The following is a 26996-nucleotide window of genomic DNA, read 5'->3' as shown; positions in this document are numbered from 1 at the left end:
CCGCTAGGCCGCGGCGCGCGCGGCGCCGGCCTCCTCCAGCGCGACCGGGGCAGCGGCCGCGTCCGCCTGCGCGGCGGCCGGCGCGCGCTCCGGATTGCCGTAGCGCCGGTGCAGGAAGTCCACCACGGCGGCGCGGCATTGCAGATAGACGGCGTCGTTGGCCAGCCCGACCCGGTCGCGCGGCCGCGCCAGGGGTACGGGCAGGATGTCGCCGATGGTCGCGGCGGGGCCGTTGGTCAGCATCACGATGCGGTCCGACAGCAGCACCGCCTCGTCCACGTCGTGCGTGACCATGATGGTGGTGGTGCGCGTCTGGGCCACGATCTTCAGCAGCTCGTCCTGCAGGTGCGCGCGGGTCAGCGCATCCAGCGCGCCGAAGGGTTCGTCCATCAGCAGCACGCGCGGCTCGATCGCCAGCGCCCGCGCGATGCCCACGCGCTGCTTCATGCCGCCGGAGATTTCGCGCGGCAGCTTGTTCTGCGCGGGCAGCAGCCCCACCAGGTCCAGCGCGGCCCGCGTGCGCTGCGCCAGTTGCGGGCGTTTCTCGGCGCCGCCGTACACCCGCTCCACCGCCAGATACACGTTCTGGAAGCAGTTCAGCCAAGGCAGCAGCGAATGGTTCTGGAACACCACGGCGCGGTCCGGCCCGGGACCGGCGATCTCGCGTTCCGCACACAGCAGCACGCCGCGGGTCGGGCGCGTCAGTCCCGCGATCAGGTTCAGCAGGGTCGACTTGCCGCAGCCGGAATGGCCGATCAGGGTGATGAATTCGCCCTGCGCCACGGTAAGGTCGATGTCGCGCAGCGCCACGAACGGGCCGCGGCCGGTGTTGAACGTCTGCCCGACGCCTTCGATGCGTACGAATTTCTTCATGGCCTCATTCCTCGGTGTAGGTGTAGCGGCGCGCCAGCGCGATCAGCATGGTCTCCAGCAGCAGCCCGACGATGCCGATCACGAAGATCGCGATGACGATGTGGTCGACCTTCAGGTTGTTCCATTCGTCCCACAGCCAGAAGCCGATGCCGGTGCCGCCGGTCAGCATTTCGGCGGCCACGATCACCAGCCAGGCGGTGCCGATGGACAGCCGCACGCCGGTCAGCACGTGCGGCAGCACGGCCGGCAGCAGCACCTTGGTGATGACCTTCCATTCGGACAGGTTCAGGACCCGCGCCACGTTCAGGTAGTCCTGCGGCACCCGCGCCACGCCGGCCGCGGTGTTGACGATCATGGGCCAGATCGAACAGATGAAGATCGCCCAGATGGCGGCCGGGTCGGCCGCCTTGAAGAGCAGCAGCCCCAGCGGCAGCCAGGCCAGCGGCGAGACCGGGCGCAGCAGGCTGACGATGGGCGAGAACATCGCGCGCACCGCCGCGTAGCGGCCGATGACGAAGCCGGCGGGTATGCCGACCAGCGCGGCCAGCCCGAAGCCGATGGCCACGCGCTGCAGCGAGGCCAGCACGTTCCAGCCGATGCCGCGGTCATTGGGCCCGTTGTCGTAGAACGGATCGGCGAACAGCTGCACGGCCGCATGCCAGGTGGCGCCCGGCGTGGGGATTTCCGGTATGCGCATCGCCACCGCCTGCCACAGCAGCACGAACAGCGCGAAGCCGGCCGCCGGCCCCACGATGGCGCGCAGCGCGGACTCCAGGCGCACGCGCCACAGGATGGCGGCTTCGCCGCCGCCGGACACATTCGTCAAGGTGGACATAGCCACTCCTTTTTTTGTATCAGCGCTCAGGCGCGGACCTTGAACCCGTCGGCGTAGGCCGCGGGGTTGCTGCCGTCCCAGGCCACGCCGTCGATGAGCCTGGAGCTGCGCATCTCGCCGGCCGGCAGCGCCGCGCCGGCCGCCTGCGCGGCCTGCTTGTAGATATCGATGCGGTTGACCTGGCGGGCCACCGCCAGGTAATCGGGATGTTCCTTCAGCAGCCCCCAGCGCTTGTGTTGGGTCAGGAACCACATGCCGTCGCTCAGGTAGGGGAAATTGGCCGAACCGTCGGCGTAGAAGCGCATGGCGTGATCGTCGGTCCAGCGCTTGCCCGCGCCGTCGTCGTAACGGCCCTGCATGCGGTCCACGATGGTCGCGGCGTCGGTGTTGACGTAGGACTTGGCGGCGATGGTCTCGGCGGTCTTCTGGCGGTTGGCGGGCGAGGCGTCTATCCATTTGCCGGCTTCGAGTATGGCGGCGGTGACCGCGCGCGCCGTATTCGGATGGCGCGCGACGAAGTCCGCGCTGGCGCCCAGCACCTTCTCGGGGTGCTCGGGCCAGATGGCCTGCGAGGTGACCGCGGTGAAGCCGATGCGGTCCTGGATGGCGCGCGCGCCCCAGGGTTCGCCCACGCAGTAGCCGTCCATATTGCCCACGCGCATGTTCGCGACCATCTGCGGCGGCGGCACCGTGATGACCCTGGCGTCCTTCATCGGATCGACGCCGTAGGCCGCCAGCCAGTAGTACAGCCACATGGCGTGCGTGCCGGTGGGAAAGGTGTGCGCGTAGGAGTAGGTGCGCTTCTCGGAAGCCATCAGCCGGGCCAGCGATTCGCCGTCGCGCGCGCCGGCCTCCAGCAGCTTGTTCGACAGCGTGATCGCCTGGCCGTTCTGGCTCAGGCCCATCAGCACCGCCATGTCCTTGCGCGGCCCGCCTATGCCCACGTGCACGCCGTAGACCAGGCCGTAGAGCACGTGCGCCATGTCCAGCTCGCCGTTCATGAGCTTGTCGCGCACCGCCGCCCAGGAGGCTTCCTTCGACGGCTGGATGGTGACGCCGTATTTCTTGTCTATGCCCAGCACCGAGGCCATCACCACCGACGCGCAGTCGGTCAGCGGGATGAAGCCGATCTTCACCTCGGTTTTCTCGGGCGCGTCGGTGCCGGCGGCCCAGGCGCCGGCGCGCACCAGCGGATCGACCAGCGACAGCAGGCCGGCGCCGGCGACCGCGCGCGCCGTGCCGCCCAGCCACTTGCGGCGCCCCAGGTCGGCGCCGGCTTCTGCGCGGGCCGCGGTGTCGGTGGAATGGCTGGCGATGGTTGGCTTCATGCGTGGCTCCTGGCGAAAAAAAAACGTCCCGCGCGCCACGGCGACCAGGCCGGTGGCGATGCGGAACGTCGTTGTCCCTTGCCGCGGATCGCGGCGCTTTGCGTGGGCAGCCGCCGTTGGCCGCCCGTTTTCACTCAAGCAAAGACCGTGCCAATCGCGAAAAGACCCTGCCGCGCAGGGAGCGCGCCGCCGGACGCCGCAGCGCGAACCGACTTGGTGCGCAGTCCGATGCGGCGCCGCACCATTCCTGTGCGGACGCCGCCCCCCTCGCCGGGCGCGCCCAGGGTGGGACGCGATGGCATGGAACTTGCATGACCGTCTCCATCAGGAGGAAGCGTCATGCTCAAGGTCATGCTGCTCAACGATGGCGAAGGACGCGCGGCGTCGCTGCGGCAGGTGCTGGCCGCGGCGGGCGTGCGCGTGGTGGCGGAAGCGGCGACCGGCATGGATCTCGCCGCCCGCATCGCCCGCGCGGCGCCGGACGTGGTGCTGATCGACAGCGATGCGCCCGGCCGCGACACGCTGGAGGACGTCTGCGTGGCCAGCGAGCACAGCGACCGCCCGGTGGTGATGTTCACCGGCGACGGCGACCGCGCAACCATACGCGCGGCCCTGCGCGCCGGCGTCGCGGCCTATGTGGTGGGCGAGGTGCCGGCGGCGCGCATCGAGCCCTTGCTGACGGTGGCCATCGAACGCTTCGCCATGGAAAAGTCGCGCCGCGACGAGCTGCGCGAGACGCGCGAGCGCCTGGCCGAGCGCCAGGTGGTGGAAAAGGCCAAGGGCATTCTGATGAAGGCCCGCGCGGTCCCGGAAGACCAGGCCCACCGCCTGCTGCGCGAGTACGCCATGCAGAACCAGAAACGGCTGGGCGAGGCCGCCCGCGAAATCGTGGAGATGAGCCAGTGGCTCAATCGCGCCTAGGCGCGGCGAGCTAATAAGTTATGGCTATATGGAATGAAGAAATCAAAAGTTGTGGGGATGAAACCCCGTCCCTATGATCGAAAGACATTTACCCGGGTTCGCCCGAGGCGGGCATTCATGAAGCTTTTCCCGATTTTTGCCGATCTGAAAGACAGGCGGGTCGTCGTGGTGGGCGGCGGCGCGGTGGCCGAGCGCAAGACGCTGGCGCTGCTGGAGGCCTCGGCCGACGTGGTCGTGGGCGCGCCGGAACTGACGCCGGCCCTGGCGGCCCTGGCGGCCGAAGGCCGCATCCGCCATCTCGCCGGCCGCTTCGACCCGGCCTGGCTGGACGACGCCTGGCTGACGGTCGCCGCCACCGACGACCGCGAGGCCAACGCCGCGGTGTCGCAGGCCGCCGGCGAGCGGCGCCTGTTCTGCAACGTGGTGGACGACCCGGAACTGTCGTCGTTCCAGGTGCCGTCCATCGTCGACCGTTCGCCGCTGATCGTGGCGATTTCGTCCTCGGGCGTGGCGCCGGTGCTGGCCCGGCGGCTGCGCGAACGCATCGAATCCCTGTTCGACCATACGCTGGGCCAGCTGGCCGCGCTGGCGGCCCGCTACCGCAAGCCCATCCGCGCCAGCCATCCGGACCTGGGCGCGCGCCGCCGCTTCTATGACTGGCTGCTGGACGGCCCGGTGGCTGGCCTGCTGCGCCAGCAACAGCCGGTGCAGGCCGAGGCGGCGCTGACCGCGGCGCTGGCGGCCCCGATCGCGCCGGCCGCCGGCAGCGTGGCGCTGGTCGGCGCCGGCCCCGGCGACCCCGGGCTGCTGACGCTGAAGGCCTTGCGCGCGCTGAACGAGGCCGACGTCATCCTGTACGACCGCCTGGTCAGCGACGAGGTCATGTCGCTGGCGCGGCGCGACGCCGAACGCGTGGCGGTCGGCAAGCAGCCGGGCGAAGACCACCACGCCACGCAGGCGCGCATCCACGCGCTGCTGGTCGAGCACGCGCGCGCCGGGCGGCGCGTGGTGCGGCTCAAGGGCGGCGACGCCTTCATCTTCGGCCGCGGCGGCGAGGAACTGGAATACCTGCGCGCGCACGGCGTGCGCTACGAGGTGGTGCCGGGCATTACCGCCGCGCTGGCCTGTGCGGCCTACGCCGGCATCCCGCTGACGCACCGCGACCATGCCCAGTCGGTGCGCCTGGTCACCGCGCACTGCCGCGAGGACGAGGACAACCTGGACTGGGCCGCGCTGGCGCAGGAAAGGCAGACCGTGGCGTTCTATATGGGCGTGGGCCAGCTGGACCTGCTGACGCAGCGCCTGCTGCGCCACGGCCGCGCGCCGGACACGCCGTTCGCGCTGATCGAAAACGGCAGCCGGCCCGGGCAGCGGGTGCTGTCGGGCACGCTGCAACGGCTGCCGGCCCTGGCCGCCGAACACGCGATACGTTCGCCTGCCCTGCTGCTGGTGGGCGAGGTCGCGGGGCTGGCGCCGCGGCTGCGGTGGTTCGGGGAGTATGTCGAGGGGAATCTGGAGAGGATGGCGGCGTGAAGGGGGGATTGGCGGCTGGCGCCGCCTGATGGGTGTCGCGCGTTCGACGGTTGATTGCTTGCGCGAACCGTCTCGCGCTTTACCCATCCTACCCGATGCGTGATCGCGCGCATTGGGTCATCCCGCGCGTTGCGGCCATCCCGGGCATCCCGGGCATCCCGGCATTCCGCAACCATCGTAGGATGGGTAAAGCGCGAGACGGTTCGCGCAAAAACCCGGCCGTCCAACGCGCGGCACCCATCACCCCGCCCGCCTATTCCGTCTTCTGCGTGGTGCCGAAGATCCGGTCGCCGGCGTCGCCCAGGCCCGGCATGATGTAGCCGTTTTCGTTCAGGCCGTCGTCGATGGACGCGGTGTAGATGTGCACGTCGGGGTGCTTGGCCAGCACGGTGTCGATGCCGACCGGGGCGGCCACCAGCACCAGGGCGCGGATTTCCTTACAGCCGGCGCGCTTGAGGAGGTCGATCGCGGCCACCATCGAGCCGCCGGTGGCCAGCATCGGGTCGACGATCAGCGCCAGGCGCTGGTCCAGTTCGCCGACCAGGCGCTCCAGATAGGTGTGGGCCTCCAGCGTCTCTTCGTTGCGGGCCACGCCCACCACGCTGACCTTGGCGCCCGGAATCAGGCTGAGCACGCCGTCCAGCATGCCGATGCCCGCGCGCAGGATCGGCACCACGGTCACTTTCTTGCCGGCGATCTTCTCCACCTCGACCGGGCCGCACCAGCCCTCGACGGTGGCCGGGGCCAGCGGCAGGTCCTTGGACGCCTCATAGGTCAGCAGCGCGCCGACTTCCTGGGACAACTCGCGGAAGCTCTTGGTGCTGAGGTCGGCGCGGCGCATGATCCCGAGCTTGTGGCGGATCAGCGGATGGCGGATTTCGTGCACGGGCATGTGCGTAACACTCCAGAATATTGATCAAGGGGTTGGTCGCCCCGGACGCAACCGCGGCAGCACGGCGCTGCGCGCCGCCCGCGTCGAGCCGCTTCCGGGGATCGTAATCGGGTTTGGGGCCGGTGCGAAGTTCCTTTTTCTCTGTACAGGCCCCGGGGCGCCGTTCGCTATTGTTCGGCGAGCCAGGCGATCAGCGCGTCGTCGAAGGCACGCACGGCGCCGGCCTGCTCGTGGTTGACGATGCTGACCACCACGTAGCGCTTGCCGCTGGCGCCCAGCACGTAGCCGGCGATCGCGCGCACGTCGCGCAGCGACCCGGTCTTGAGGTGGGCCATGCCCTGGGCGCCGTTGCCCTTGAGGCGGCGGCGCACGGTGCCGTCCACCCCGGCGATCGCGAAAGACGAAATGTACTCCGGCATCAGGGGAGAACTCCAGGCCAGGGTCAGCATCGAGGCCAGGCTGTCGGCCGAGACCCGGGCCTCGCGCGACAGGCCGGCGCCGTTGTCGATAACGAGTTCCGGCATGTCCAGGCCCTGCCTGGCCAGCAGGTCCTTGGCCACGGCCTCGCTGCTGGGCACGGTGGCCGGCCGCCGGCCACGCTCGGCGCCCAGCGTCAGCAGCAGGGTGCGGGCCATGACGTTATTGCTGCGCTTGTTGATCTGGCGGATCGCCTCGGACAGCGTGGGCGAATCGTGCGAGGCCAGCACCACCGCGTCGGGCGGCACCACACCGGCGCGCACCTGGCCCTTGAACGTGCCGCCCAGCTCCTTCCACAGCATGCGGAACACTTCGGTGGCGTAGTCCGGCTGCGACAGCGCCAGCCGGTACAGGCTGAATTCGCCGCAGGAGCCGGCCACCTTGCCGTTGACGCGGATGGTCACGCCCTGCTGGGTGATCACCGGATCGGTGGTCACCACCGGCGGGCCGGGGCAGCGCACGTCGCTCCATTCGACGCGGCCCTCGATCTTCAGCCCCGGCAGCGGCGGATCGATCAGCGGCACCCACTTGTTGGCCACCGGATCAGGCGTGAACAGCAGGCGCAGCGCGCCGAAGCCCACCATCAGGGCGTCCGGGCTGGCGTTGTAGGCGCGGTCCGGAGCGCCGTCGAAAGCGCCGGGGTCGGTCGCGACCTGGCCGAAGATGCTGCGGTCTATGACCAGGTCGTTGATCTGCTTGACGCCCTTCAGGCGCAGCTCGCGCAGCAGCACCCACAGGTCCTGCAGCAGGAACTGCGGATCGCCGCCGGCCTTCAGGTACAGGGGGCCGGCCAGCGCGCCCTTGGCGTCGGGCCGCGCGCCGGGCGCCGTCATGAATTCGGTGCGCCAGACGTAGTTCGGCCCCAGCTCGGACAGCGCGGCCCAGGTCGTCACCAGCTTCATGACCGAGGCCGGATTGCGCGCTTCCTTGGCGTTCAGGGCCGCCAGGCGCGGACCGTTCACTTCCTGGACCACCAGCGACAGGGAACTGTCGGGCAGCTTGGTGGCTTTCCAGGCCCGGACCACGTCGGCCGGCAGGCCGGGAACCTGGGCGCAGGCGGCGCCCGCGGCCAGGGCCAGCAGCCCTCCCGCCAGCCACCGCTTCAGCCCGCCCCTACGCTTGTACCCTAGTCCCGTCATGCCACGCCCGTCCGGTTGCTCATCCAGCAAAAACGAGAGCATACAAAATCGGCAGGGCTTGCGGGCGCGGCGCGACGGCCGCTACTTCTTTTCAAGCTTCCATTTGCCGGCGGCGATGGTCGCCATCACCAGCGCGCGTTCGTCCAGGCCGTTATGGTCGGTCGGGCTCATCGTGACCACGCCGGTCGCGGTGGGCAGGTTCCTGACGTTTTCCAGCGCGTCGCGCAGCGCCGCCCGGAATTCGGCCGTGCCGGGCTTGGCCTGCTTCAGCGCCACCGGAATCGCCTGCTGCAACAGCAGGCCGACGTCCCAGGCATAGGCGGCGAACAGCGAGACGCTGCCCGCGCCGTTGGCGGCCTCGTATTTCCGGGCGAAGGCGCTGGCCGTGGCCTTGACCGGGTTGTCGTCGGGCAGCAGGTCCGCCACCATCACCGGGCCGACCGGCACCCAGGCGCCGTCGCAGGCCGCGCCGCAGACGCGCAGGAAATCGTTGTTGGCCACGCCGTGGTTGAAGTAGATCCTGCCCTGGTAGCCGCGCTCGCGCAGCGCCCGGGCCGGCATGGCGGCGGGCGTGCCCGAGGCCCCCACCACCACCGCGTCCGGCGCCGCGCCGACCAGCTTGAGCGTCTGGGCCACGGCCGAGGTGTCGGTGGGCGCGAAGCTCTCCTTGCCCACCACTTCGATGCCATGCTTCTTGGCCGCCTTCTCGACCTCCACCCAGAAGGTCTCGCCCAGCGCATTGTTGAAGCCGATGAAGGCCAGCTTCTTCACGCCGTTGGCGGCCGCGTGGCGCGCGATGCCCTCGGCCATCAGCGAATCGGAGTGCGGGGTCTTGAACACCCAGCGCCGCTTGTCGTCGACCGGCTCGATCAGGCGCGCCGACGAGGCCAGCGTGATCACCGGCGTGGCGCCGCTGGCCACCGTGTCCAGCATGGCCATGGTGTTGGGCGTGGTGCTGGACCCGACGATCAGGTCCACCTTGTTCTCCGAGATCAGCTTGTGCGAATTGCTGACCGCGCGGGTGGTGTCGGAGGCGTCGTCCAGCACCACGTACTCGACCTTGACGCCGCCGATCTCGGCGGGCAGCAGGCTGATGGTGTTGCGTTCGGGAATGCCCAGCGAAGCCTGCGGGCCGGTGGTCGACAGGGTGGCGCCTATCTTCACCTGGGCCAGCGCGGGCGACGCGCCTAGGGACAGCAGGGCCGCCAGCGCGGCGGCGGTCAGGGTATGGCGGGGAATCATGCGCGGTCTCCAGTGGTGGACGTACGTCGGTGGGCGGATGTCTGGTTATGCATGGCGCCGATCCGCTACGGCGTGAAACGGCGGTCAGGCGCGCACGCCCGCAAGCGGCATGGCCTGCTCCATCAGGCGCTGCATGGAGTCCAGCACCAGGTCCTGCGGCATCAGCCCGAAGTTGTGCAGGCCGAGCACGTGGTCCAGGCCCATGTCGGCCAGCCGCGCCAGCTTGGCGGCCACGGTGGCCGGGGAGCCGAACAGCGACAGGCCGCTGGCGATGATGTCGTCGTAGACCTGCTTGCGCGCGTACAGCCGGGTATCCACGTACAGGTCGAAGGCGCGCGCGGCGCGCCGGCGCGCCTCCTCGTCGGTGGCGGCCACGTGCGTATGCAGCGCGACCGCCGCCATGCCGGCGGCGTCCTCGATGCCGGCCTCGGCCAGCCCGCGGCGGTAGTCCTGCATCATCTGGCCGATTTCCTCGAAATCGTCCACCGCCGCGTAGGGCACGAACAGCATGCGCCGGCCCTGGCGGCCCACGTGGTAGGCGGCCTCGCGCCGCAGGATGGCCACGTACAGCGGCACCGGGTCCTGCACCGGCTGCACGTTCAGGCGCACCTCGCGGACGGTGTTGAACCTGCCCTCGTGGGTCACGCGTTCGCCCTGCAGCAGCCGCTCGACCAGCATCAGGTTCTCGTCGAAGCGCTCGCGCTTGGTCGCGGGGTCGATGCCGTAGCCGTCGAACTCATGCTTCAGGTAGCCCGAGCCCACGCCCAGCGCCAGCCGCCCTTGCGACAGCTGGTCCACCAGGGCATAGTTTTCCGCCACCGTCAGCGGGTTGTGGAAGGTCAGGATGGAGATGGCGGTGCCCAGCCGCAGCCGGCTGGTCTGCTGCGACAGCGCCGCCAGGAACACGGCGGGGTTGGGCACCGCGCCGTATTCGTGGAAATGGTGCTCGGCCACCCAGAAGGTGTCGTAGCCCAGCTGTTCGGCGCGCCGCGCCTGCTCCAGCACCTGGCTGTAGAGCTGGCCCAGCGTGCGCGGCTGGGACGGATAGTGGTCCTGGACCGAGAAGATGGACATCTTCATGGCTGGCTTGTCTCCGCGATTGTCCGCCGCTTGCGGCTGATGTATTTTTTAGTGATACACGTATTCTAATAAGCGACGATCCCATGTCAACAAACAGCAGTACCGGCATCCAGTCCGCCGAAATCGCGCTGGACGTGCTGACCCGGCTGGCCGAGCTGGGCGGCGCGCTGTCGGTGTCGGAGCTGGGCCGCAGCCTGGACATGCCGCGCGCCAAGGTGCACCGCTATCTGGTCTCGCTGGAGCGGCGCGGCTACGTCGAGCAGGACCCCGCCAGCGCCCGCTACCGGCTGGGCCCGCAGGCGCTGCATACGGGCCTGGCGGCGCTGGCCGAAGTGGATTTCGTGAAGCTGGCGGCCGGCTGCCTGGATGGCCTGAGCGCGGCCATCGGCCAGACGGTGTTCATTTCGGTGTGGGGCCAGCACGGCCCGACCATCGTGCAGTGGCGCGACGCGCGGCTGCCGGTGACCGTCAACGTGCGGGTGGGTTCGGTGCTGCCGCTGCTCAACAGCGCCACGGGCCGCGTCTACGCCGCCTGGCTGCCTGAAACCCTGGTCCTGCCGCGCGCGCTGTCCGAATGGGACGCGCTGCTGGCCCAGCACGCCGACGCCGCCCGCGCCCTGGACGCGCCCGAACCGCCGGCCGACCCCGCCGCCCTGCTGCGCCGGCAATGGCAGGCCACGCGCGAGCGCGGCTACGCCAGCGTCAGCGGCAACCTGCTGCATGGCATCGATTCGGCCGCCGTGCCGGTCATGGACGCCCAGGGCCGGCTGGCGGGCGCCATCACCGGCCTGGGGCTGCACGGCGGCTTCGACCTGGCGCCGCAGGGCCTGCCGGTGCGGGCCCTGGTCGCGGCGGCGGCCGACTGCTCGCGCCGTCTGGGCTGGAATCCGTCCCCCTGAACAAAACCCACGCGCGGCGGCCGCTTTACAATACCGGGTTGCGCCGGGCTTGCCCGGCCCGTCCGTGCCATCAACGGCCGCCCTTTTCTGCCGTCCTGTCCGGGCGGATACCCGCGTGACCCAGTCCCTTACCGTTTCCGATTTCGATTACGACCTGCCGCCTGAGCTCATCGCCCAGACGCCCGCCGCCGAGCGCACCGGCAGCCGCCTGCTGCACCTGGATCGCGCCGGCCAGCTGCACGACCGGCAGTTCGCCGACCTGGCCGCGCTGCTGCGCCCCGGCGACCTGCTGGTCTTCAACGACACCCGCGTCATCAAGGCGCGCCTGACCGGCCACAAGATCACCGGCGGCAAGGTCGAGGTGCTGGTCGAGCGCATCACCGAGCCCGACCGCGTGCTGGCCCATGTGCGCGCCAGCAAGTCGCCCGGCGCCGGCATGGTGCTGCGCCTGGCCGAGGCCTTCGACGCCACCGTGCTGGGCCGGGACGGCGAACTGTTCGACATCCGCTTCCCCAGCCCGGTGCTGGAACTGCTGGACGCCCACGGCGCGACGCCGCTGCCGCCCTACATCACGCACCAGGCCGACGCCGGCGACGACGAACGCTACCAGACGGTCTATGCGCGCGAACCGGGCGCGGTGGCCGCGCCCACCGCCGGCCTGCATTTCGACCAGCCCACCCTGGACCGCCTGCAGGCGCTGGGCGTGGCGCGCGCCTTCGTCACGCTGCACGTGGGCGCGGGCACCTTCCAGCCCGTGCGGGTCGACAACCTGGCCGACCACGTCATGCATGCCGAGTGGTACACCGTGCCGCAGGCCACAGTCGACGCCATCGCCGCGGCCCGCGGCCGCGGCGGCCGCGTCATCGCCGTGGGCACCACCAGCGTGCGCGCGCTGGAATCGGCCGCCGCCCAGACCGAGGGCCGCGCCGCCCCCGGCCTGCCGCTGGCGCCCGCCCAGGGCGACACCCGCCTGTTCATCACGCCCGGATACCAGTACCGTGTCATCGACGCGCTGGTCACCAACTTCCACCTGCCCCAGTCGACCCTGCTGATGCTGGTGTCGGCGCTGGCCGGCGTCGAACCGATACGCCGCGCCTACGCCCACGCCGTCGCCGAGCGCTACCGCTTCTTCAGCTACGGCGACGCCATGTTCATCGAATCCCCTGCCCCATGACCGGACTGAACTTCGAACTGCTCGCCACCGACGGCGGCGCCCGCCGCGGCCGCATCACGCTGAACCACGGCGTGGTCGAGACGCCCATCTTCATGCCCGTGGGCACCTATGGCAGCGTCAAGGCCATGCTGCCGCACGAACTGAAAGAGATCGGCTCCCAGATCGTGCTGGGCAACACCTTCCACCTGTGGCTGCGTCCCGGCACGCAGATCATGGAAAAGCACGGCGGCCTGCACGGCTTCATGCAATGGGACAAGCCCATCCTGACCGACTCGGGCGGCTTCCAGGTGTTCAGCCTGCAGGGCATGCGCAAGATCACCGAGGAAGGCGTCAAGTTCGCCTCCCCCATCGACGGCGCGCGCCTGTTCCTGACGCCCGAAGAGTCCATGCGCATCCAGCGTTCGCTGAACTCGGACATCGTGATGGTGTTCGACGAATGCACGCCCTATGAAATCGACGGCCGCCCCGCCACCGTCGAGGAAGCCGCCCGCTCGATGCGCATGTCGCTGCGCTGGGCGCGCCGCTCGCGCGACGAATTCGACCGCCTGGGCAACCCCAACGCCCTGTTCGGCATCGTCCAGGGCGGCATGTACGAGTCGCTGCGCGACGAATCGCTGGCCGGGCTGCAGGACATCGGCTTTCACGGCTACGCCATCGGCGGCCTGTCGGTGGGCGAGCCCAAGGAAGACATGATGCGCATCCTGGCGCACGTCACGCCCCGGCTGCCGCAGCACGCGCCGCGCTACCTGATGGGCGTGGGCACGCCGGAAGACCTGGTCGAGGGCGTGGCCCGCGGCGTGGACATGTTCGACTGCGTCATGCCCACCCGCAACGCCCGCAACGGCTGGCTGTTCACCCGCTACGGCGACGTCAAGATCCGCAACGCCAAGTACCGCGACGACACCCGCCCGCTGGACCCGAGCTGCGGCTGCCACACCTGCGCGAATTTCTCGCGCGCCTATCTGCACCACCTGCAGCGCGCCAACGAAATCACCGGCGCGCGCCTGAACACCCTGCACAACCTGCATTTCTACCTGACCATCATGCAGGAGATGCGCGAGGCCATCGCCGAGGGCCGCTTCGAGGCCTGGCGCGCCCGCTTCGCCGCCGACCGCGCGCGAGGGGTGGATTAGAATTTGAACAGGCCGCCGGCCCCTATATACAATAGTCGGCTTGCCCTATCCATGGCTCGCGCGGGGATGGGTGCAGAAAAATACAAACATGACCCTCCAAACATACTAAACGCAGGAGAATTCAATGTCCGTTATCGATACCGCCAGCCTCGTCGTGGCCCAGGCCGCCGCTCCCGAAGGCAATGCGCTGATGGGCATGCTGCCCATCATCCTGATGTTCGTGATCCTCTACTTCCTGATGATCCGTCCCCAGATGAAGCGCCAAAAGGAACACCGCAACCTGCTCGCCGCCCTGGCCAAGGGCGACGAAGTCGTCACCGCCGGCGGCCTGCTCGGCAAGGTCACCAAGGTCAACGACAGCTACGTCACCGTGGAAGTCTCGGAACTGGCCGACAAGCCGGTCGAAGTCATCATGCAGAAGTCCTCGGTCTCGACCGTGCTGCCCAAGGGAACCATCAAGGCCCTGTAAGCGTCCCACAGGGGCCCGCCGGGCTCCTGCGCCCGATGGTCCCCGCCGCCCGCCGCGCCCGCCGCCCGGGCGGCCCTTCTATCACTCTCTCATGAAGTAGCCGGCAATGAACCGCTATCCTCTCTGGAAGTACATTACGGTCCTGATCGCGGTCCTCATCGGCCTGCTGTACACGCTTCCCAATTTCTACGGCGAGTCGCCCGCCGTCCAGGTCTCCAGCGCCAAGGCCACCGTCAAGGTGGACAACGCCATGCTGAGCCGGGTCGAACAGGTGCTGACCGACGCCAAGATCCCCAACGAAGGGGTCTACTACGAACAGAACGGCACGCTGGGCACCGTACGCGCCCGCTTCGCGTCCACCGACCTGCAGCTGCAGGCCCGCGACCTGCTCGACCGTTCCCTCAACACCGTCGCCGACGATCCCCACTACACGGTCGCGCTGAACCTGCTGCCGGCCTCGCCGGCCTGGATGCGCTCGCTGGGCTGGTTCGCGCCCAAGCCCATGTACCTGGGCCTGGACCTGCGCGGCGGCGTGCACTTCCTGCTGCAGGTCGACATGCAGGGCGCGCTGACCGCCCGCTACGACTCGCTGGCCGCCGACGTGCGCTCGGTGCTGCGCGACCAGAAGGTCAACGTGGCCGGCGTCGAACGCTCCGGCCTGGGCATCGCCGCCACCTTCGCCAACAACGATGACCGCGACCGCGCCGTCTCCACGCTGCGCAGCCGCCTGCCCGACCTGGAATTCACCGAGCGCGAGGAAAACGGCAAGCCCCTGCTGATGGGCGCCCTGAATCCGGCCGCCGTCACCCGCGTGCAGGACTCCGCGCTCAAGCAGAACATCAACACCCTGCACAACCGCATCAACGAACTGGGCGTGGCCGAGCCGGTCATCCAGCAGCAAGGCGGCGACCGCATCGTGGTCCAGCTGCCCGGCGTGCAGGACGTGGCCAAGGCCAAGGAACTGCTGGGCCGCACCGCCACGCTGGAAATCCGCATGGTCGACGACACCCCGGCCGCGCAGGCTGCCCTGCTGGGCGGCACCGTGCCCTTCGGCCTGGAACGCTACAACGACCGCGACGGCCGTCCCATCCTGGTGCGCCGCCAGGTCATCCTGACCGGCGAAAACCTGCAGGACGCCCAGCCCGGCCGCGATTCGCAGACCCAGCAGGCCGCCGTGCACCTGACGCTGGACTCCAAGGGCGCGCGCATCTTCCGCGACGTGACCCGCGACAACGTCGGCAAGCGCATGGCCATCCTGCTGTTCGAAAACGGCAAGGGCGAAGTGGTCACGGCCCCGGTCATCCGCAGCGAAATCGCCGGCGGCCAGGTCCAGATCTCCGGCAGCATGACCTCCGAAGAGGCCGCCGACACCGCGCTGCTGCTGCGCGCCGGCGCGCTGGCCGCGCCCATGTCCATCATCGAGGAACGCACCATCGGCCCGAGCCTGGGCGCCGACAACATCGCCAAGGGTTTCCACTCGACGCTGTACGGCTTCCTGGCCATCGCCGTGTTCATCATCCTGTACTACCACCTGTTCGGGGTGTTCTCGACCATCGGCCTGACGCTGAACGTGCTGCTGCTGCTGGCGTTGCTGTCCATGCTGCAGGCCACCCTGACCCTGCCGGGCATCGCGGCCATCGCGCTGACGCTGGGCATGGCCATCGACTCGAACGTGCTCATCAACGAGCGCATCCGGGAAGAACTGCGCGGCGGCGCCTCGCCGCAGCAGGCCATCCACCACGGATTCGAGCGCGCATGGGGCACCATTCTCGACTCCAACCTGACCACGCTGATCGTCGGCCTGGCGCTGTTGGCGTTCGGTTCCGGCCCGATCCGCGGTTTCGCGGTGGTCCATTGCCTGGGCATCCTGACCTCGATGTTCTCGTCGGTCGTGGGCGTGCGCGCGCTGGCCAACCTCTGGTACGGCCGCAAGAAGAAGCTCGCGTCCATCTCCATCGGCGAAGTCTGGAAGCCGAAGACCAACTGAACATGCTTGCGGGCGGCCATGCCGCCCGCCATCGAATAGCCAGGGCTAAAAATGGAATTTTTCCGGATTCACCGCACCATCCCGTTCATGCGCCACGCGCTGGTGCTGAACATCATCAGCCTCGTCACCTTCGTGGCGGCGGTCTTCTTCATCGCCACCCGCGGCTTCCACCTGTCGATCGAATTCACCGGCGGCACGGTCATGGAAGTCAGCTACGCCCAGACCGCGCAGCTGGAGAACGTGCGCGGCGTGGTCTCCAAGCTGGGCTACACCGACTTCCAGGTGCAGAACTTCGGCACCTCGCGCGACGTCATGATCCGCCTGCCCCTGCAGGAAGGCCAGACCTCGGCGACCCAGAGCGAAACCGTCATGGCCGCGCTCAAGGCCGCCGATTCCGGCGTCGAACTGCGGCGGGTGGAATTCGTCGGCCCGCAGGTCGGCCAGGAGCTGCTGCACAACGGCCTGATGGCGCTGCTGGTCGTGGTCATCGGCATCATGGTGTACCTGGGCTTTCGCTTCGAATGGAAGTTCGCCGTCGCCGGCGTGATCGCCAACCTGCACGACGTGGTCATCATCCTGGGCTTCTTCGCCTTCTTCCAGTGGGAATTCTCGCTGTCGGTGCTGGCGGGCGTGCTGGCGGTGCTGGGCTACTCCGTGAACGAATCCGTGGTCATCATGGACCGTATCCGCGAGAACTTCCGCAAGTACCGCAAGGCCGACGTGCACGAGGTCATCAACAGCGCCATCACGCAGACCATCTCGCGCACCATCATCACCCACGGCTCGACCCAGATGATGGTGCTGGCCATGCTGTTCTTCGGCGGCCCCAGCCTGCACTACTTCGCCATGGCCCTGACCATCGGCATCTGGTTCGGCATCTACTCGTCGGTGTTCGTCGCCGCCGCGCTGGCCATGTGGATGGGCGTCAAGCGCGAAGACCTGGTCAAGCCGGTCAAGAAGGAAGGCGAGGAAGCCGCCTGAGCGCGCCGCGTTCCTTCCCCAACCGACCCGCCCGCGTGGCGGGTTTTTTATTTCACGATGACTCCAACCCGACATTTCGCTGGACTGCGCTGTAGCCCGATACAGCAGGTTTATCAATAACTTACGCGCGTCCATCATATGCCGGTGCTTTCTGAAACCTGACCCGGCTTCCCCCCGCGCCGCTCCTATGTGGCTCTTGGAATCGGGTCGTTCCAAGGAGTCATCATGGCAAAGATCAAGCTCACCAAGACCGCCGTAGAGGCGGCACAACCCCAGGCCACGGCTATCGAACTGCGGGATACCGTGGTGCCCGGCTTCCTCTGTAAGATCACCCCGGCGGGCCGTCGGGTGTTCATGCTTCAGTACCGCACAAACGCTGGGGAACGCCGCAAGCCCGCCTTGGGCTTGTTCGGGGAACTGACGGTTGAACAGGCCCGCGTCATGGCGCAGGACTGGCTGGCCGAGGTTCGCCGGGGCGGCGACCCCGGCGGCGCCAAGGCCGAGGCGCGCAAAGCGCCCACGATGGCTGAGTTGTGCACGAAGTTCATGGAGGACTATTCCAAGAAGCGCAACAAGCCCAGCACGCAGGAAGGCTATCAGGGCGTCATCGACCGCTGCATCATCCCGCTGCTAGGCCGCAAGAAGGTACAGGACGTGAAGCGCCCCGACATTGCCGGGTTGATGGAAAAGCTCTCGTACAAGCCCACTGAGGCAAACAAGGCATTCGGCGTGCTGCGCAAGATGTTCAATCTGGCCGAAGTGTGGGGCTACCGCCCGGACGGCACCAACCCGTGCCGCCATGTCCCGATGTTTCCGCCGGGCAAGGAAACCCGGCTCATTGTGGACGGCGAACTGACGCTGATCTACCGCCATCTGGACAAGCTGGAGGCCGAAGGGCTGGAGAACTACGTCATCCCGCTGGCGATCCGGCTGCAATTCGAGTTTGCCGCCCGGCGCTCCGAAATCTGCCCACTCGAATGGGCTTGGCTGGACTTCGAGAACCGCCGTGTGGTCTGGCCCGACAGCAAGACCGGCGGCATGTCCAAACCCATGAGCGCGGAAGCCTATCGGCTGCTTTCGACGGCGCCGCGCCGGGAAGGCTGCCCGTATGTCCTGCCGTCGCCCAACGACCCGGACAAGCACCTGACCTTTGGCGAGCACTACGGCGGCTGGTGCCGGGCGCTCAAGGCCGCCGGCGTGCCGCACGTCGGCACGCATGGCATTCGCCACCGCTCGACCACCGACATTGCCAATTCGGGCGTGCCGACCAAGGTAGGCATGAAGCTGACGGGCCACAAGACCGTGGCGATGTTCATGCACTACGTCCACACCGAGGACAAGCCGGTGCGCGACGCGGCCGAGTTGGTGGCCAGCCGCCGCCAGGCCATTACCGGTGCGCGGCAACAGCAGCCCCAGGAGGCCACGGCATGAGCGCCCGGACACCCAAGGAAAAAGGCGCGGCCCTGCCTGCCGGCTACGCCGGCATCCACAGCGGCATTGTGGAGCTGCTTGGCGCTGCGCGCCAGGCGGCGGCACGCAGCGTCAATGCGCTGATGACGGCAAGCTATTGGGAGATTGGCCGCCGCATCGTGGAGGCCGAGCAACAGGGCAAGCGGCGCGCAGGGTACGGCGAACAGTTGATTGCCCGACTGTCCGCCGACCTCACCGCGCGCTTCGGGCGCGGGTTCAGCCCGGACAACCTGGAGAACATGCGGCGGTTCTTCGCCGCCTATCCCCGGCCGGTGATTTCCGAGGCATTGTCTCGGAAATCGGGGGACGGGCTGCCCGCCGAGAAATCCGAGACAGCGTCTCGGAAATTGGCCTTGGGCGAGCTGGCGCAGGTGTTCACGCTGCCGTGGTCGGCCTACGTGCGGCTGCTGTCGGTGAAGGATGAACACGCCCGCCGCTTCTACGAGGCCGAGGCGCTGCGCGGCGGCTGGAGCGTGCGCCAGCTTGACCGGCAGATTGGCAGCCAGTTCTACGAGCGCACGGCGCTGTCGAAGAACAAGGCGGCGATGCTGGTCAAGGGCGCGGTGCCCATGCCCGAGGATGTCGTCACCCCCAACGACACCATCAAAGACCCGTATGTGCTGGAGTTCCTCGACCTCAAGGACGAGTATTCGGAATCCGATCTTGAAACCGCCCTGATCCGGCGGCTGGAGGACTTCCTGCTGGAGCTGGGTGAAGGCTTCACCTTCATCGGTCGGCAGCGCCGGTTGCGCATCAACCAGACCTGGTATCGGGTCGATTTGCTGCTGTTCCATCGGCGCTTACGCTGCCTGGTCATCATCGACTTGAAACTGGGCAGCCTGACCCATGCGGACGTAGGCCAGATGCACATGTATTGCAACTATGCCAAGGAGCATTGGGCCTATCCCGATGAGAACCCGCCCGTGGGCCTGATCCTGTGCGCCGACAAGGGCCATGCACTGGCGCGGTATGCCTTGGAAGGTTTGGGCGTTGTTGCATAAATCCAGTTTGAGGCGAGTTACCCCCAACCCCAGCCGTGGCTATGCCACGGCTGCCGTCTGAGGACGGCCCAGCTCAGTGAATCGGTTCAGTATGGCTGCTCGAATATGCAGCTCGTTCACTTGTCGCTCAAAGGTTCGAGACATCACACGCTCGCCCAGTCGCTTGATGCAGTGCATCTTGGTTTCCACCAAACTTCGCCGGTGATAGCCAATCCAGCGCTTCCAGATACTACGCCCTAGCCGCCTGCATGCAGTAATGGCTGCATTGCGGTACTCAAAGACACTTCCCCTACGAATTCGAGCATTCTTGCGTGGAGGAATGATTGGGATAGCACCACGCCTGATGACAGCTTCGTAGGCTGGCTGTGTGTCGTATGCACCATCCCCCGTCAGACTCTCTAGCGTTTCATCCGCAGGCAACTGCTGTAGCAAATCAGGAATCACTGCAGCGTCACTGACGTTGTTCGAGGTCACACAGATGGCTCGAATCTGCAGTGTCTTGGCGTCAATGCCGATGTGCAGCTTGCGCCACTGACGGCGGCGCTCAGGGCCATGCTTTTTGCATTTCCATTCGCCTTCACCCAGGAATTTGATTCCTGTTGAATCGACTAGTAGGTGTAAGCCAACTTTACTGCGGGTATACGGAATCTGGACATTCAAATCGAGTTGCCGCCTGCACAGCGTACTGAAGTCCGGTACTGGCCAAGCAAGCCCATACAAGTGCAGTACCGACTCGACTAGCCCGGTGGTTTGCCTGAGTGCCAGGCAAAACAAGTTCTTGAGCGTTAAACAAAATTGAATAGCGGCATCAGAGAACTTCGGACTGCGTCCGCGTTTGCCGCTTGCAGCGGCAAACCAGCACATGCGCTTGTCCAGCCACACCGTCAAAGAGCCCCGAGCTTTAAGGGTTGCGCTGTACTGTTTCCAGTTGGTGGTTCGGTAGCGGGGCTTACGGGGCTGGCTCATGCAGCAAGCCTACAGCTTGCTGAGCAACGATTTGTGCAACAACGCCCCGGCAAAGCCGGGCCGCGCTGCTCCAGGTTCGCTGCCCGCTCATCCCTGCGGGACTGTCTATCGCCAGCCTTCCAAATCGCTGACGCCTCCGGCCCTTCTGGGCCTGCGCGCTGCGCTTGCCAGCATCGAATGTGTGCATTGGACGGGCCTGGCTGTTCCCTTCACCGTATCACGACGTTCTCGCCGTCAAGGGCGGCGCGCGCGGGTGCGCGCTTGCGTCCTGGTGGCCGTCTGCGACCCCTGACTGCTTGCGCTGCGCCGTGCTGGCGACGGTTCCGGGCAATTCCGCCCGAGCAACCGGAGCACGATCATGTCGCAACTGACCTTTTCCTCGTTCGACGCCTCGTTGATGGTGCGCGACGCGCAGGGCCACTACCTCTTGGCGACGGCCGAGCAGGTGCTGGAGGCCGCGCGCCAGGTCATCGAGCACAAGATGCAGCGCGGTGCCTCGTTCACTTCACCGGCGGCCGTCAAGGAGTACCTGTGTGCCAAGTTGGCGGGCTACGAGCACGAAGTCTTCGCGGTGCTGTTTCTGGATACGAAGCATCGCCTGATCGAATACGTCGAGATGTTCCACGGCACCATCGACAGTGCATCGGTGCATCCGCGCGAGGTGGTCAAGGAGGCGCTGCGGCTCAATGCGGCGGCGGTCATTGTTTCGCACAATCACCCGAGCGGAAATCCCGAACCGAGCGGCGCCGACAGGTCACTGACTCAGCGGCTCAAGGAGGCGCTGGCGCTGGTGGATGTTGTCACGCTGGATCATGTCGTCGCGGGCAACAGCGCCGCGTCATTTGCCGAACGTGGCCTGATTTGACCGAGGGGGCTTCGGCCCCCTTTTTGCTGCGTCTGGTGGCGCAACTCCGGCCCATGCGGGCCTGCGCGCTTCGCTTGCGGAAAACCGAGGAGCATGGAGGTGTGAGGGAGGCGGTCTTGCTGTTCCCTTCATCGTGCCACGGCGTGCTCGCCGTCAATGACTGCGCGCCGGAGGCGCTTGCGGCCTGGCGGCCGTCTTCGATCTTTGACTGCTTGCGCTGCGCCGTGCCCTGGAAGGGCTGGGCAATTCCGCCCGGCAACCTTTCAGGAGTTCACCATGAACAACGCACTCATCACTGACGAGCAGCGCATTGTGCTGCTGGCCAACGGCCGCGAATCCTTGGAGAACCCGGACTTCGATCCGGCACCCGTGGTCAAGCTGTTCACGCCGGACGCCGGCGCGACCTGGCTGCTGACCGAGATTGATCCTGATGACCACGACCACGCCTTCGGTCTTTGCGACCTGGGGCTGGGTGAGCCGGAAATCGGCTGGGTCAGCCTGGGTGAGCTGGCGACGGTGCGCGGCGGGTTGGGCCTGCCGATTGAGCGCGACCTGTCGTTTCGGGCCGAGAAGCGGTTGAGCGCCTATGCGCGCGATGCGCGGATGGCTGGGCGGATCGTTGTCTGATCCGGGCCTGGGGCGTCGAGGGACGCCCTTCGCATCGCGCCCATGCGGCGCGATGCCTGCGCACCTTCGGCTTGCCCTCCAGGGGAAAGCCCTGCGGGCTATCCCCGCCGCGCAGGCGTGGCGCCCCTGAACACCGCCGACCCGGCTGCGCCGGATCGGCCAGACCGCATTCGCAGCAGATTCACGATGCCTTGCGTGGACTCGTCCTGATCTTGCGTTGAAGGCTGGGCGTCCCCGGCCACCTGGGGGATGGCCGGTCGCGCTGTCGTGCTGCGCATCGAACCCCCTGCGGGGTTTCGCCCCTGTCGGGCTTCCATCGTTCCCTCGCTCCGCTCGGCTGACGCCTCGGCCCGGCTTCCAGCTTCGGGCCTGCGCGCTTCGCTTGCGTGCGGTTCAGCACACAGGGATGGCCGTTGCCTTGTCCAGCCGTCTCCCCTGACTTCATCACCTTGTCCGCGACTGTAGCCCGCGCCCGTGCGCCGTCAAGGCGCGCAGGGCCGTGTCCTCGGCTACGCCTGCGGGCCGCACCAACCCTGCGCTTGTTTCCTTGACGGCGCCCGTTCGCGCGCTCCTGACCGTCGCGGGCGATGAACTCAGGAAAGACGGTGGCAACAGGGCCAACCGGGTTCCTCGTGCCGACCGCACCGAACAGCCGAAAGGCTGGGCTCCGAATCTAGGAATCCGGTTTGCGGTGTGAACAGCAAACCTCTTTTTGTCAGGAGAAAGACCATGCAACTCGCATCCCGTTTCGCTTCCCGTTCCCCTTCGCTGCGCAGCGACTACCCGCTGTCCGATGACCAGATTCGCAGCGTGGCCCCGTCCATCTTCGCGGACGCCCCGCATGAGAGCCGTTCCGAACGGTACAGCTACATCCCGACCGCTGCCGTCCTGACCGAGCTTCGCAAAGAAGGCTTCCAGCCTTTCATGGTGACGCAAACCCGCGTGCGCGATGAAGGCAAGCGCGAGCACACCAAACACATGCTGCGCCTGCGCCATGCCAACCAGATCAACGGCGCGGAGGCTAACGAAATCGTGCTGCTGAACTCGCATGACGGCACGAGCAGCTATCAAATGTTGGCGGGGATGTTCCGCTTCGTTTGCAGCAATGGCCTTGTCTGCGGCGACACCGTGGCGGACGTGCGCGTACCCCACAAAGGCGACGTGGCCGGTTCCGTCATCGAAGGCGCTTTCGAGGTATTGAGCGGCTTCGAGCGGGTGAAGGAATCCCGCGATGCCATGCGCGCGATCAAGCTGGACGAAGGCGAAGCCGAAGTGTTCGCCCGTTCCGCGCTGGCCCTCAAGTACGACCCCACCGACAACAAGCCCGCGCCCATCACCGAATCGCAAATCCTGATGCCGCGCCGGTTCGATGACCGCCGCCCCGACCTGTGGAGCGTGTTCAACCGCACGCAGGAGAACTTGACCAAGGGCGGATTGCATGGCCGCAGCGCCAACGGACGCCGCCAGCAGACCCGCCCGGTGCAGGGCATTGATTCCGATGTGCGCCTCAATCGCGCCCTCTGGATGCTGGCCGATGGCCTGCGCCAGTTGAAAGCCTGAACCGTCCCCCCGTCGGAGGGGCGGTTTCCCCTCCATTCCCTTGTTTCACTCGATTGGAGATACACCATGAACGCCGTTACCCAAACCGAAGCCCGCGCCGTCAATACCGCCGCAGCTATCCCGCTGGAAGCTGCCGACCCGACCAAGAACCTGATTTTGGTTCCACTGTCGCGGCTGGTGCTGCGCCCCACGGGCCGCAACGTGCGCAAGACCCCGCGCATGTCCATCCCTGAACTGGCCGCAAGCATCCAGCGCGTGGGCCTGCTGCAAAACCTCATCGTGATTGCATCTGCCGATGGCGAGCATTACGAAGTCGTGGCCGGTGGCCGTCGCCTCGCCGCGTTGAAGCTGCTGGCGAAGAAACACCGCATCGCCAAGGATTGGGAGGTGCCTTGCTTGCAGGTGGCCGATGGCACGGCCCGCACCGCCAGTCTGACCGAGAACGTGCAGCGCGAAGCCATGCACCCGGCAGACCAGTTCGAGGCTTTCGCCGCGCTGGTGGCCGAAGGCCGTCCCATCGAGGACATTGCAGCGGATTTCAGCGTCACGCCGCTGGTGGTGCAGCGCCGTTTGAAGCTCGCCAACGTGTCGCCGCGCTTGATGGCCGACTACCGAGCCGATGCCGTGAGCCTTGACCAGTTGATGGCACTTGCCATCACCGACGACCACGCCGCGCAGGAAAGCGCGTTCTACGATGCGCCGCAGTGGCAGCGCCATCCCTCGCACTTGCGCGAACGCCTCACCGAAAGGGAAATCGACGCCTACCGGCATCCGCTGGTGCGCTTCGTCGGACTGGACAGCTACGAAGCCGCAGGCGGCGGCATCCGCCGTGACCTGTTCGCGGAAGGCGATGCGGGCGTGTACCTCAACGACGCCGCGCTGCTGGAACGGCTGGCGCAAGACAAGCTGGCAGGCATTGCCGCCACTGTCCGCGCCGAGGGTTGGGCGTGGGTGGACGCCACGCCGGGCGTAACTTATGCCGACCTGCACGCCTTCCAGCGTGCGCCGAGGGAACGGCGCGAGCCAAACAAGCGCGAAGCGCAACGCATCGAAAAGCTGCAAGAGAAAATGCGGGCCATCGGTGAAGCCGTGGACGCCGCGATGGATGCCGACGACGAGGAAAAGGCCGACGCCTTGCAGGAGGAAGGTGAAGCCGTGGGCGAGCAGTTGCAGGCGCTGGAAGATGGCTTGCAGGACTACGGCGCGAATGTGAAGGCCGCAGCCGGTGCCATCGTCACCATCGACCGCAACGGCGAGGCCGTCATTCATCGCGGCCTGATGCGTGAGGCCGAGGCCAAGGCGCTGCGCACGCTTGAAAAGCTGCGCCAAGGTTTCAGCGACCCGGACGCCGAGAACGACGACGAAGGCGAGGACGACGAGCAACCCAAGAGCGTCGCCATGTCCGACCGGCTGGCGCAACGCTTGAGCGCTCACCGCACCGCCGCGCTGCAAATCGAAGTCGCACGTCATCCGCAAGCTGCGCTGGCTGCCGTGGTGCATGGCATGGTGCAGACCGTCTTGCAGGAAAGGCGCTACGGCCTCAACCGTGATTCTCTGCCGCTGGGCGTGGGCCTCAAACTGCAAGACCGGCTGGAAGGCATGGCCCCGGATTGGCCGGAATCGCCTGCCGCCGTGGCGCTGCGCAAACTGCAACAGGTGGCCGGGGAAGCCTTGCCGGAAGACAGCGCCGAACTGTTCGCCGTGCTGCTGACGAAGCCGCAAGACGAACTGGTGCGGTTGCTGGCCGTGTGCGTGGCTTCCACGGTGGACGTGGTGATGCCCCGCGCCACGGCGCAGCAACCCGGCGAGGAACTGGCGCAGGCCGTGGGCCTCGACATGGCCGCATGGTGGCAGCCGACCGCCGAGGGGTATTTCAAGCACGTTCCGAAAGCGGCAGTTCTGCAAGCCGTGGGCGAATACGCGCCCAATCAGGTTTCCCGGCTGGCGAAGTTGAAGAAGGCCGACATTGCCAGCGAGGCCGAGCGGCTGGCCGATGGCACGGGCTGGATGCCTGCCATCTTCAAGGCCGAAGGCCCGGAGCAGGACGCCCCGGAAGATGCCGAAGCAATGGCGGATGAAACCGCCGAGGCGCTGGCCGCTTGACCCGCGCCGAAGGCAAGCGCCCCGGCCTCGACCGGGGCGCTTCGCCGGAAGGAGAAGCCCCCATGACCCGCATCACCAGCAGCCGCCCGCGCATGGCGGCAAGCTACGCCCCCGGCACGGTGCGCGCTCGCCGCTGGCACGGCGATGGCGACGTGCGCGGCCACCTCCCGCCCTCGGGCTGGTCGGCCCGCGCCGACCTCACCGACATTCATCCCATCACGGGCCGCGCCTTGGCGCGCGCCGTGTGGTGGATCATCGAGACGAAGGAATAACCGTCGTCAGCACCGCGCCCAGGCCGTTCCGTCCTGGGCGCGGTGAACTTCAAAAATCCGGGCGCGGCGGTGGCCGCGCCCGGTGTTCAAGGCCAACAGCCCATCAGAACGTCGCCGCCTTCGCGCTGGCTCAGGCGGCGGCGTTGAAGGCATCGCTGTATTGCGCGACGCCTTCGGGCACTGGCCCGTGGAAGGCCAGTGCCACGAAATAGCCGGGCGGCCCGGCAGTTGCAGGCCCGGATGCGCTTGGAAGCCAAAGCGCGCGTAGTACGCGGGTTCGGCCAGCGCCTGTTGCATCAGACGCGAGCCGATGCCTTGTCCTTGCCTTGCAGGTATGACGGAGATCAGCCCCAGACCGTACCAATCTTTGACCTTGTGGCAGTGACTGTCGGTGATGATGACGGAGGATCCCTACTGTCTATCGCGGATCTGGTGGCCTATTGCAGAGGGCAGCAGGCTTAGACCATACGTCTTTGCGGACCACACAGATAGCCGGCCAGCATTTCGACGATGGCCTGCTCGACTTGCTGGGCGGGGCAAGGGGCGCCAGGCGGAATGACCGCCGCATGGATCAGTGATTCCATGGTTCGCAGTACAACCCATGTCGCCAGTTCCAGGTCCTGCAGCACGACCTCGCTTTGGTGGTCTTCCAGCAACTGGCGAATGCGGTGCTGAATGCTTTGGTCAGCCGTGCTTTGCTCCGGCGGAGCATCGAAGAAAGGAAATTCCTTTTCCAGTACGCGATGCAACTCAGGGGCGACCTGGTGTGCCGCCAGCCACGCACGCACGATGGCCGCCAGTTTCCCTCTCAGGTCCAGTGGATGCGCGCTTGCCAGCACGGTCTCCATGGCTGCGTGCATTTCCACCGCATGCCGCTCATGGAGCGCCGTGATGAGCGAATCCTTGTTCGGGAAATACTGATAGACCGAACCCACGCTCACGCCAGCGCGCTCGGCCACCAGATTGGTGTTGGCTCCGGCATAGCCGCGCTCGGTCAAAACGCGAGCCGTTGCTTCAAGTATGGCGTCCACCAAGGCCCGAGAACGGCTCTGGCGGGGGACGCGGCGTGGCTGAGGCAAGGGTGGCATGGGGATCATCCGAACGCGAGTTTTCAACGTGAGCAATGACTCATATTATTCCATATGTCGAGCAAATGCTCATGTTTGGAG

The 26996-nt window shown here is 67.2% G+C and carries 24 protein-coding genes; 15 read left to right on the top strand and 9 right to left on the bottom strand.

Features of this window, described 5'->3' with window-relative positions; all coding sequences use genetic code 11:
* Positions 1 to 3: 3 nt before the first annotated feature.
* From AC1IQ6_RS06590 to AC1IQ6_RS06580, 3 genes are read right to left on the bottom strand one after another with little or no spacing between them, the layout of a single operon-like run.
* On the bottom strand, positions 4 to 873 hold the full coding sequence (locus AC1IQ6_RS06590; RefSeq protein ID WP_102773692.1) for an ABC transporter ATP-binding protein: 870 nt from the start codon (positions 871 to 873) through the stop codon (positions 4 to 6).
* A 4-nt stretch (positions 874 to 877) separates the two neighbouring features.
* Entirely contained in the window at positions 878 to 1708 is an 831-nt protein-coding gene (gene ntrB, locus AC1IQ6_RS06585) for a nitrate ABC transporter permease (RefSeq protein ID WP_111825664.1), read from the bottom strand.
* A gap of 26 nt (positions 1709 to 1734) precedes the next feature.
* Entirely contained in the window at positions 1735 to 3036 is a 1302-nt protein-coding gene (locus AC1IQ6_RS06580) for a CmpA/NrtA family ABC transporter substrate-binding protein (protein WP_485866026.1), read from the bottom strand.
* A 339-nt stretch (positions 3037 to 3375) separates the two neighbouring features.
* Between AC1IQ6_RS06580 and AC1IQ6_RS06575 the strand changes: the two genes are divergently transcribed.
* Both AC1IQ6_RS06575 and cysG read left to right on the top strand, forming a co-directional pair.
* Entirely contained in the window at positions 3376 to 3957 is a 582-nt protein-coding gene (locus tag AC1IQ6_RS06575; RefSeq protein WP_102773694.1) for an ANTAR domain-containing response regulator, read from the top strand.
* A gap of 117 nt (positions 3958 to 4074) precedes the next feature.
* Positions 4075 to 5490, top strand: a complete 1416-nt coding sequence (cysG, locus tag AC1IQ6_RS06570; protein ID WP_102773695.1) for a siroheme synthase CysG — start codon at positions 4075 to 4077, stop codon at positions 5488 to 5490.
* 253 nt (positions 5491 to 5743) lie between these two features.
* On the opposite strand, the gene upp is transcribed toward cysG, so the two are convergent.
* From upp to AC1IQ6_RS06550, 4 genes are all read right to left on the bottom strand, one after another.
* Positions 5744 to 6382, bottom strand: a complete 639-nt coding sequence (gene upp, locus AC1IQ6_RS06565) for a uracil phosphoribosyltransferase (RefSeq protein WP_102773696.1) — start codon at positions 6380 to 6382, stop codon at positions 5744 to 5746.
* A gap of 167 nt (positions 6383 to 6549) precedes the next feature.
* Positions 6550 to 7998 (bottom strand): D-alanyl-D-alanine carboxypeptidase/D-alanyl-D-alanine endopeptidase, encoded by a 1449-nt coding sequence (dacB, locus tag AC1IQ6_RS06560; RefSeq protein ID WP_102773697.1) that lies wholly within the window; start codon positions 7996 to 7998, stop codon positions 6550 to 6552.
* Positions 7999 to 8079: 81 nt separating this feature from the next.
* Positions 8080 to 9240 (bottom strand): ABC transporter substrate-binding protein, encoded by a 1161-nt coding sequence (locus AC1IQ6_RS06555; RefSeq protein ID WP_209165838.1) that lies wholly within the window; start codon positions 9238 to 9240, stop codon positions 8080 to 8082.
* An 84-nt stretch (positions 9241 to 9324) separates the two neighbouring features.
* Positions 9325 to 10320, bottom strand: a complete 996-nt coding sequence (locus tag AC1IQ6_RS06550; RefSeq protein WP_485866025.1) for an LLM class flavin-dependent oxidoreductase — start codon at positions 10318 to 10320, stop codon at positions 9325 to 9327.
* A gap of 83 nt (positions 10321 to 10403) precedes the next feature.
* On the opposite strand from AC1IQ6_RS06550, the gene AC1IQ6_RS06545 reads away from it, so the two are divergent.
* From AC1IQ6_RS06545 to AC1IQ6_RS06510, 8 genes are all read left to right on the top strand, one after another.
* Positions 10404 to 11219 carry an IclR family transcriptional regulator gene (locus AC1IQ6_RS06545; RefSeq protein WP_102773700.1) on the top strand — a complete coding sequence of 272 codons (816 nt, stop codon included), beginning with the start codon at positions 10404 to 10406 and terminating at the stop codon, positions 11217 to 11219.
* A 115-nt stretch (positions 11220 to 11334) separates the two neighbouring features.
* Positions 11335 to 12393 carry a tRNA preQ1(34) S-adenosylmethionine ribosyltransferase-isomerase QueA gene (gene queA / locus AC1IQ6_RS06540; protein WP_485866024.1) on the top strand — a complete coding sequence of 353 codons (1059 nt, stop codon included), beginning with the start codon at positions 11335 to 11337 and terminating at the stop codon, positions 12391 to 12393.
* Complete coding sequence (tgt, locus tag AC1IQ6_RS06535) at positions 12390 to 13526, top strand: tRNA guanosine(34) transglycosylase Tgt (RefSeq protein WP_102773702.1); 1137 nt, start codon at positions 12390 to 12392, stop codon at positions 13524 to 13526. The genes queA and tgt overlap by 4 nt, the downstream gene beginning before the upstream one ends.
* A 124-nt stretch (positions 13527 to 13650) precedes the next feature.
* Positions 13651 to 13995 (top strand): preprotein translocase subunit YajC, encoded by a 345-nt coding sequence (gene yajC, locus AC1IQ6_RS06530; protein ID WP_102773703.1) that lies wholly within the window; start codon positions 13651 to 13653, stop codon positions 13993 to 13995.
* A gap of 106 nt (positions 13996 to 14101) precedes the next feature.
* Entirely contained in the window at positions 14102 to 15982 is a 1881-nt protein-coding gene (secD, locus tag AC1IQ6_RS06525) for a protein translocase subunit SecD (RefSeq protein ID WP_485866023.1), read from the top strand.
* A gap of 51 nt (positions 15983 to 16033) precedes the next feature.
* Positions 16034 to 16963 carry a protein translocase subunit SecF gene (secF, locus tag AC1IQ6_RS06520; protein WP_102773705.1) on the top strand — a complete coding sequence of 310 codons (930 nt, stop codon included), beginning with the start codon at positions 16034 to 16036 and terminating at the stop codon, positions 16961 to 16963.
* A gap of 225 nt (positions 16964 to 17188) precedes the next feature.
* Positions 17189 to 18394 carry a tyrosine-type recombinase/integrase gene (locus AC1IQ6_RS06515; protein ID WP_034201287.1) on the top strand — a complete coding sequence of 402 codons (1206 nt, stop codon included), beginning with the start codon at positions 17189 to 17191 and terminating at the stop codon, positions 18392 to 18394.
* Positions 18391 to 19434, top strand: coding sequence for a PDDEXK nuclease domain-containing protein (locus AC1IQ6_RS06510; protein ID WP_046196821.1), 1044 nt, complete (start codon positions 18391 to 18393; stop codon positions 19432 to 19434). The genes AC1IQ6_RS06515 and AC1IQ6_RS06510 overlap by 4 nt, the downstream gene beginning before the upstream one ends.
* Before the next feature lie 39 nt (positions 19435 to 19473).
* Here the strand turns inward: AC1IQ6_RS06510 and AC1IQ6_RS06505 are convergent, their stop codons facing one another.
* A complete protein-coding gene (locus AC1IQ6_RS06505; protein ID WP_080747387.1) occupies positions 19474 to 20400 on the bottom strand; it encodes an IS5 family transposase in 927 nt (308 codons plus the stop codon).
* Positions 20401 to 20758: 358 nt separating this feature from the next.
* Here AC1IQ6_RS06505 and radC point away from each other — a divergent pair, with 358 nt between their 5' ends.
* The 5 genes from radC to AC1IQ6_RS06480 all read left to right on the top strand — a co-directional run bounded on the left by radC (position 20759) and on the right by AC1IQ6_RS06480 (position 25827).
* Entirely contained in the window at positions 20759 to 21265 is a 507-nt protein-coding gene (radC, locus tag AC1IQ6_RS06500) for a RadC family protein (RefSeq protein ID WP_034201286.1), read from the top strand.
* Positions 21266 to 21541: 276 nt separating this feature from the next.
* A complete protein-coding gene (locus tag AC1IQ6_RS06495) occupies positions 21542 to 21892 on the top strand; it encodes a DUF2958 domain-containing protein (protein ID WP_034201285.1) in 351 nt (116 codons plus the stop codon).
* Positions 21893 to 22621: 729 nt separating this feature from the next.
* Positions 22622 to 23452: a DUF932 domain-containing protein gene (locus tag AC1IQ6_RS06490; protein ID WP_034201284.1), complete on the top strand. Its 831-nt coding sequence runs from the start codon at positions 22622 to 22624 to the stop codon at positions 23450 to 23452.
* 66 nt (positions 23453 to 23518) lie between these two features.
* Positions 23519 to 25555, top strand: coding sequence for a ParB/RepB/Spo0J family partition protein (locus AC1IQ6_RS06485; RefSeq protein ID WP_034201283.1), 2037 nt, complete (start codon positions 23519 to 23521; stop codon positions 25553 to 25555).
* 62 nt (positions 25556 to 25617) lie between these two features.
* Positions 25618 to 25827: a hypothetical protein gene (locus AC1IQ6_RS06480; protein ID WP_034201282.1), complete on the top strand. Its 210-nt coding sequence runs from the start codon at positions 25618 to 25620 to the stop codon at positions 25825 to 25827.
* Between the two features lie 458 nt (positions 25828 to 26285).
* On the opposite strand, the gene AC1IQ6_RS06475 is transcribed toward AC1IQ6_RS06480, so the two are convergent.
* On the bottom strand, positions 26286 to 26825 hold the full coding sequence (locus tag AC1IQ6_RS06475; RefSeq protein ID WP_233474124.1) for a TetR/AcrR family transcriptional regulator: 540 nt from the start codon (positions 26823 to 26825) through the stop codon (positions 26286 to 26288).
* Between the last annotated feature and the right edge of the window lie 171 nt (positions 26826 to 26996).

Source organism: Achromobacter sp. MUI-25009338 (assembly GCF_057359325.1).
The sequence above is the reverse complement of the archived record's forward strand: the minus strand, read 5'-3'. Positions and strand labels throughout refer to the sequence as shown.

Excerpts from the sequence above, each read along its gene's own strand:
- dacB (WP_102773697.1), bottom strand. The coding sequence starts at position 7,998 with ATGACGGGACTAGGGTACAAGCGTAGGGGCGGGCTGAAGCGGTGGCTG.
- AC1IQ6_RS06490 (WP_034201284.1), top strand. The coding sequence starts at position 22,622 with ATGCAACTCGCATCCCGTTTCGCTTCCCGTTCCCCTTCGCTGCGCAGC.
- AC1IQ6_RS06510 (WP_046196821.1), top strand. The coding sequence starts at position 18,391 with ATGAGCGCCCGGACACCCAAGGAAAAAGGCGCGGCCCTGCCTGCCGGC.
- AC1IQ6_RS06480 (WP_034201282.1), top strand. The coding sequence starts at position 25,618 with ATGACCCGCATCACCAGCAGCCGCCCGCGCATGGCGGCAAGCTACGCC.
- cysG (WP_102773695.1), top strand. The coding sequence starts at position 4,075 with ATGAAGCTTTTCCCGATTTTTGCCGATCTGAAAGACAGGCGGGTCGTC.
- radC (WP_034201286.1), top strand. The coding sequence starts at position 20,759 with ATGTCGCAACTGACCTTTTCCTCGTTCGACGCCTCGTTGATGGTGCGC.
- ntrB (WP_111825664.1), bottom strand. The coding sequence starts at position 1,708 with ATGTCCACCTTGACGAATGTGTCCGGCGGCGGCGAAGCCGCCATCCTG.
- AC1IQ6_RS06575 (WP_102773694.1), top strand. The coding sequence starts at position 3,376 with ATGCTCAAGGTCATGCTGCTCAACGATGGCGAAGGACGCGCGGCGTCG.
- secD (WP_485866023.1), top strand. The coding sequence starts at position 14,102 with ATGAACCGCTATCCTCTCTGGAAGTACATTACGGTCCTGATCGCGGTC.
- AC1IQ6_RS06505 (WP_080747387.1), bottom strand. The coding sequence starts at position 20,400 with ATGAGCCAGCCCCGTAAGCCCCGCTACCGAACCACCAACTGGAAACAG.
- upp (WP_102773696.1), bottom strand. The coding sequence starts at position 6,382 with ATGCCCGTGCACGAAATCCGCCATCCGCTGATCCGCCACAAGCTCGGG.
- AC1IQ6_RS06515 (WP_034201287.1), top strand. The coding sequence starts at position 17,189 with ATGGCAAAGATCAAGCTCACCAAGACCGCCGTAGAGGCGGCACAACCC.
- AC1IQ6_RS06555 (WP_209165838.1), bottom strand. The coding sequence starts at position 9,240 with ATGATTCCCCGCCATACCCTGACCGCCGCCGCGCTGGCGGCCCTGCTG.
- AC1IQ6_RS06495 (WP_034201285.1), top strand. The coding sequence starts at position 21,542 with ATGAACAACGCACTCATCACTGACGAGCAGCGCATTGTGCTGCTGGCC.
- AC1IQ6_RS06550 (WP_485866025.1), bottom strand. The coding sequence starts at position 10,320 with ATGAAGATGTCCATCTTCTCGGTCCAGGACCACTATCCGTCCCAGCCG.
- AC1IQ6_RS06590 (WP_102773692.1), bottom strand. The coding sequence starts at position 873 with ATGAAGAAATTCGTACGCATCGAAGGCGTCGGGCAGACGTTCAACACC.
- AC1IQ6_RS06485 (WP_034201283.1), top strand. The coding sequence starts at position 23,519 with ATGAACGCCGTTACCCAAACCGAAGCCCGCGCCGTCAATACCGCCGCA.
- yajC (WP_102773703.1), top strand. The coding sequence starts at position 13,651 with ATGTCCGTTATCGATACCGCCAGCCTCGTCGTGGCCCAGGCCGCCGCT.
- AC1IQ6_RS06545 (WP_102773700.1), top strand. The coding sequence starts at position 10,404 with ATGTCAACAAACAGCAGTACCGGCATCCAGTCCGCCGAAATCGCGCTG.
- secF (WP_102773705.1), top strand. The coding sequence starts at position 16,034 with ATGGAATTTTTCCGGATTCACCGCACCATCCCGTTCATGCGCCACGCG.
- AC1IQ6_RS06580 (WP_485866026.1), bottom strand. The coding sequence starts at position 3,036 with ATGAAGCCAACCATCGCCAGCCATTCCACCGACACCGCGGCCCGCGCA.
- tgt (WP_102773702.1), top strand. The coding sequence starts at position 12,390 with ATGACCGGACTGAACTTCGAACTGCTCGCCACCGACGGCGGCGCCCGC.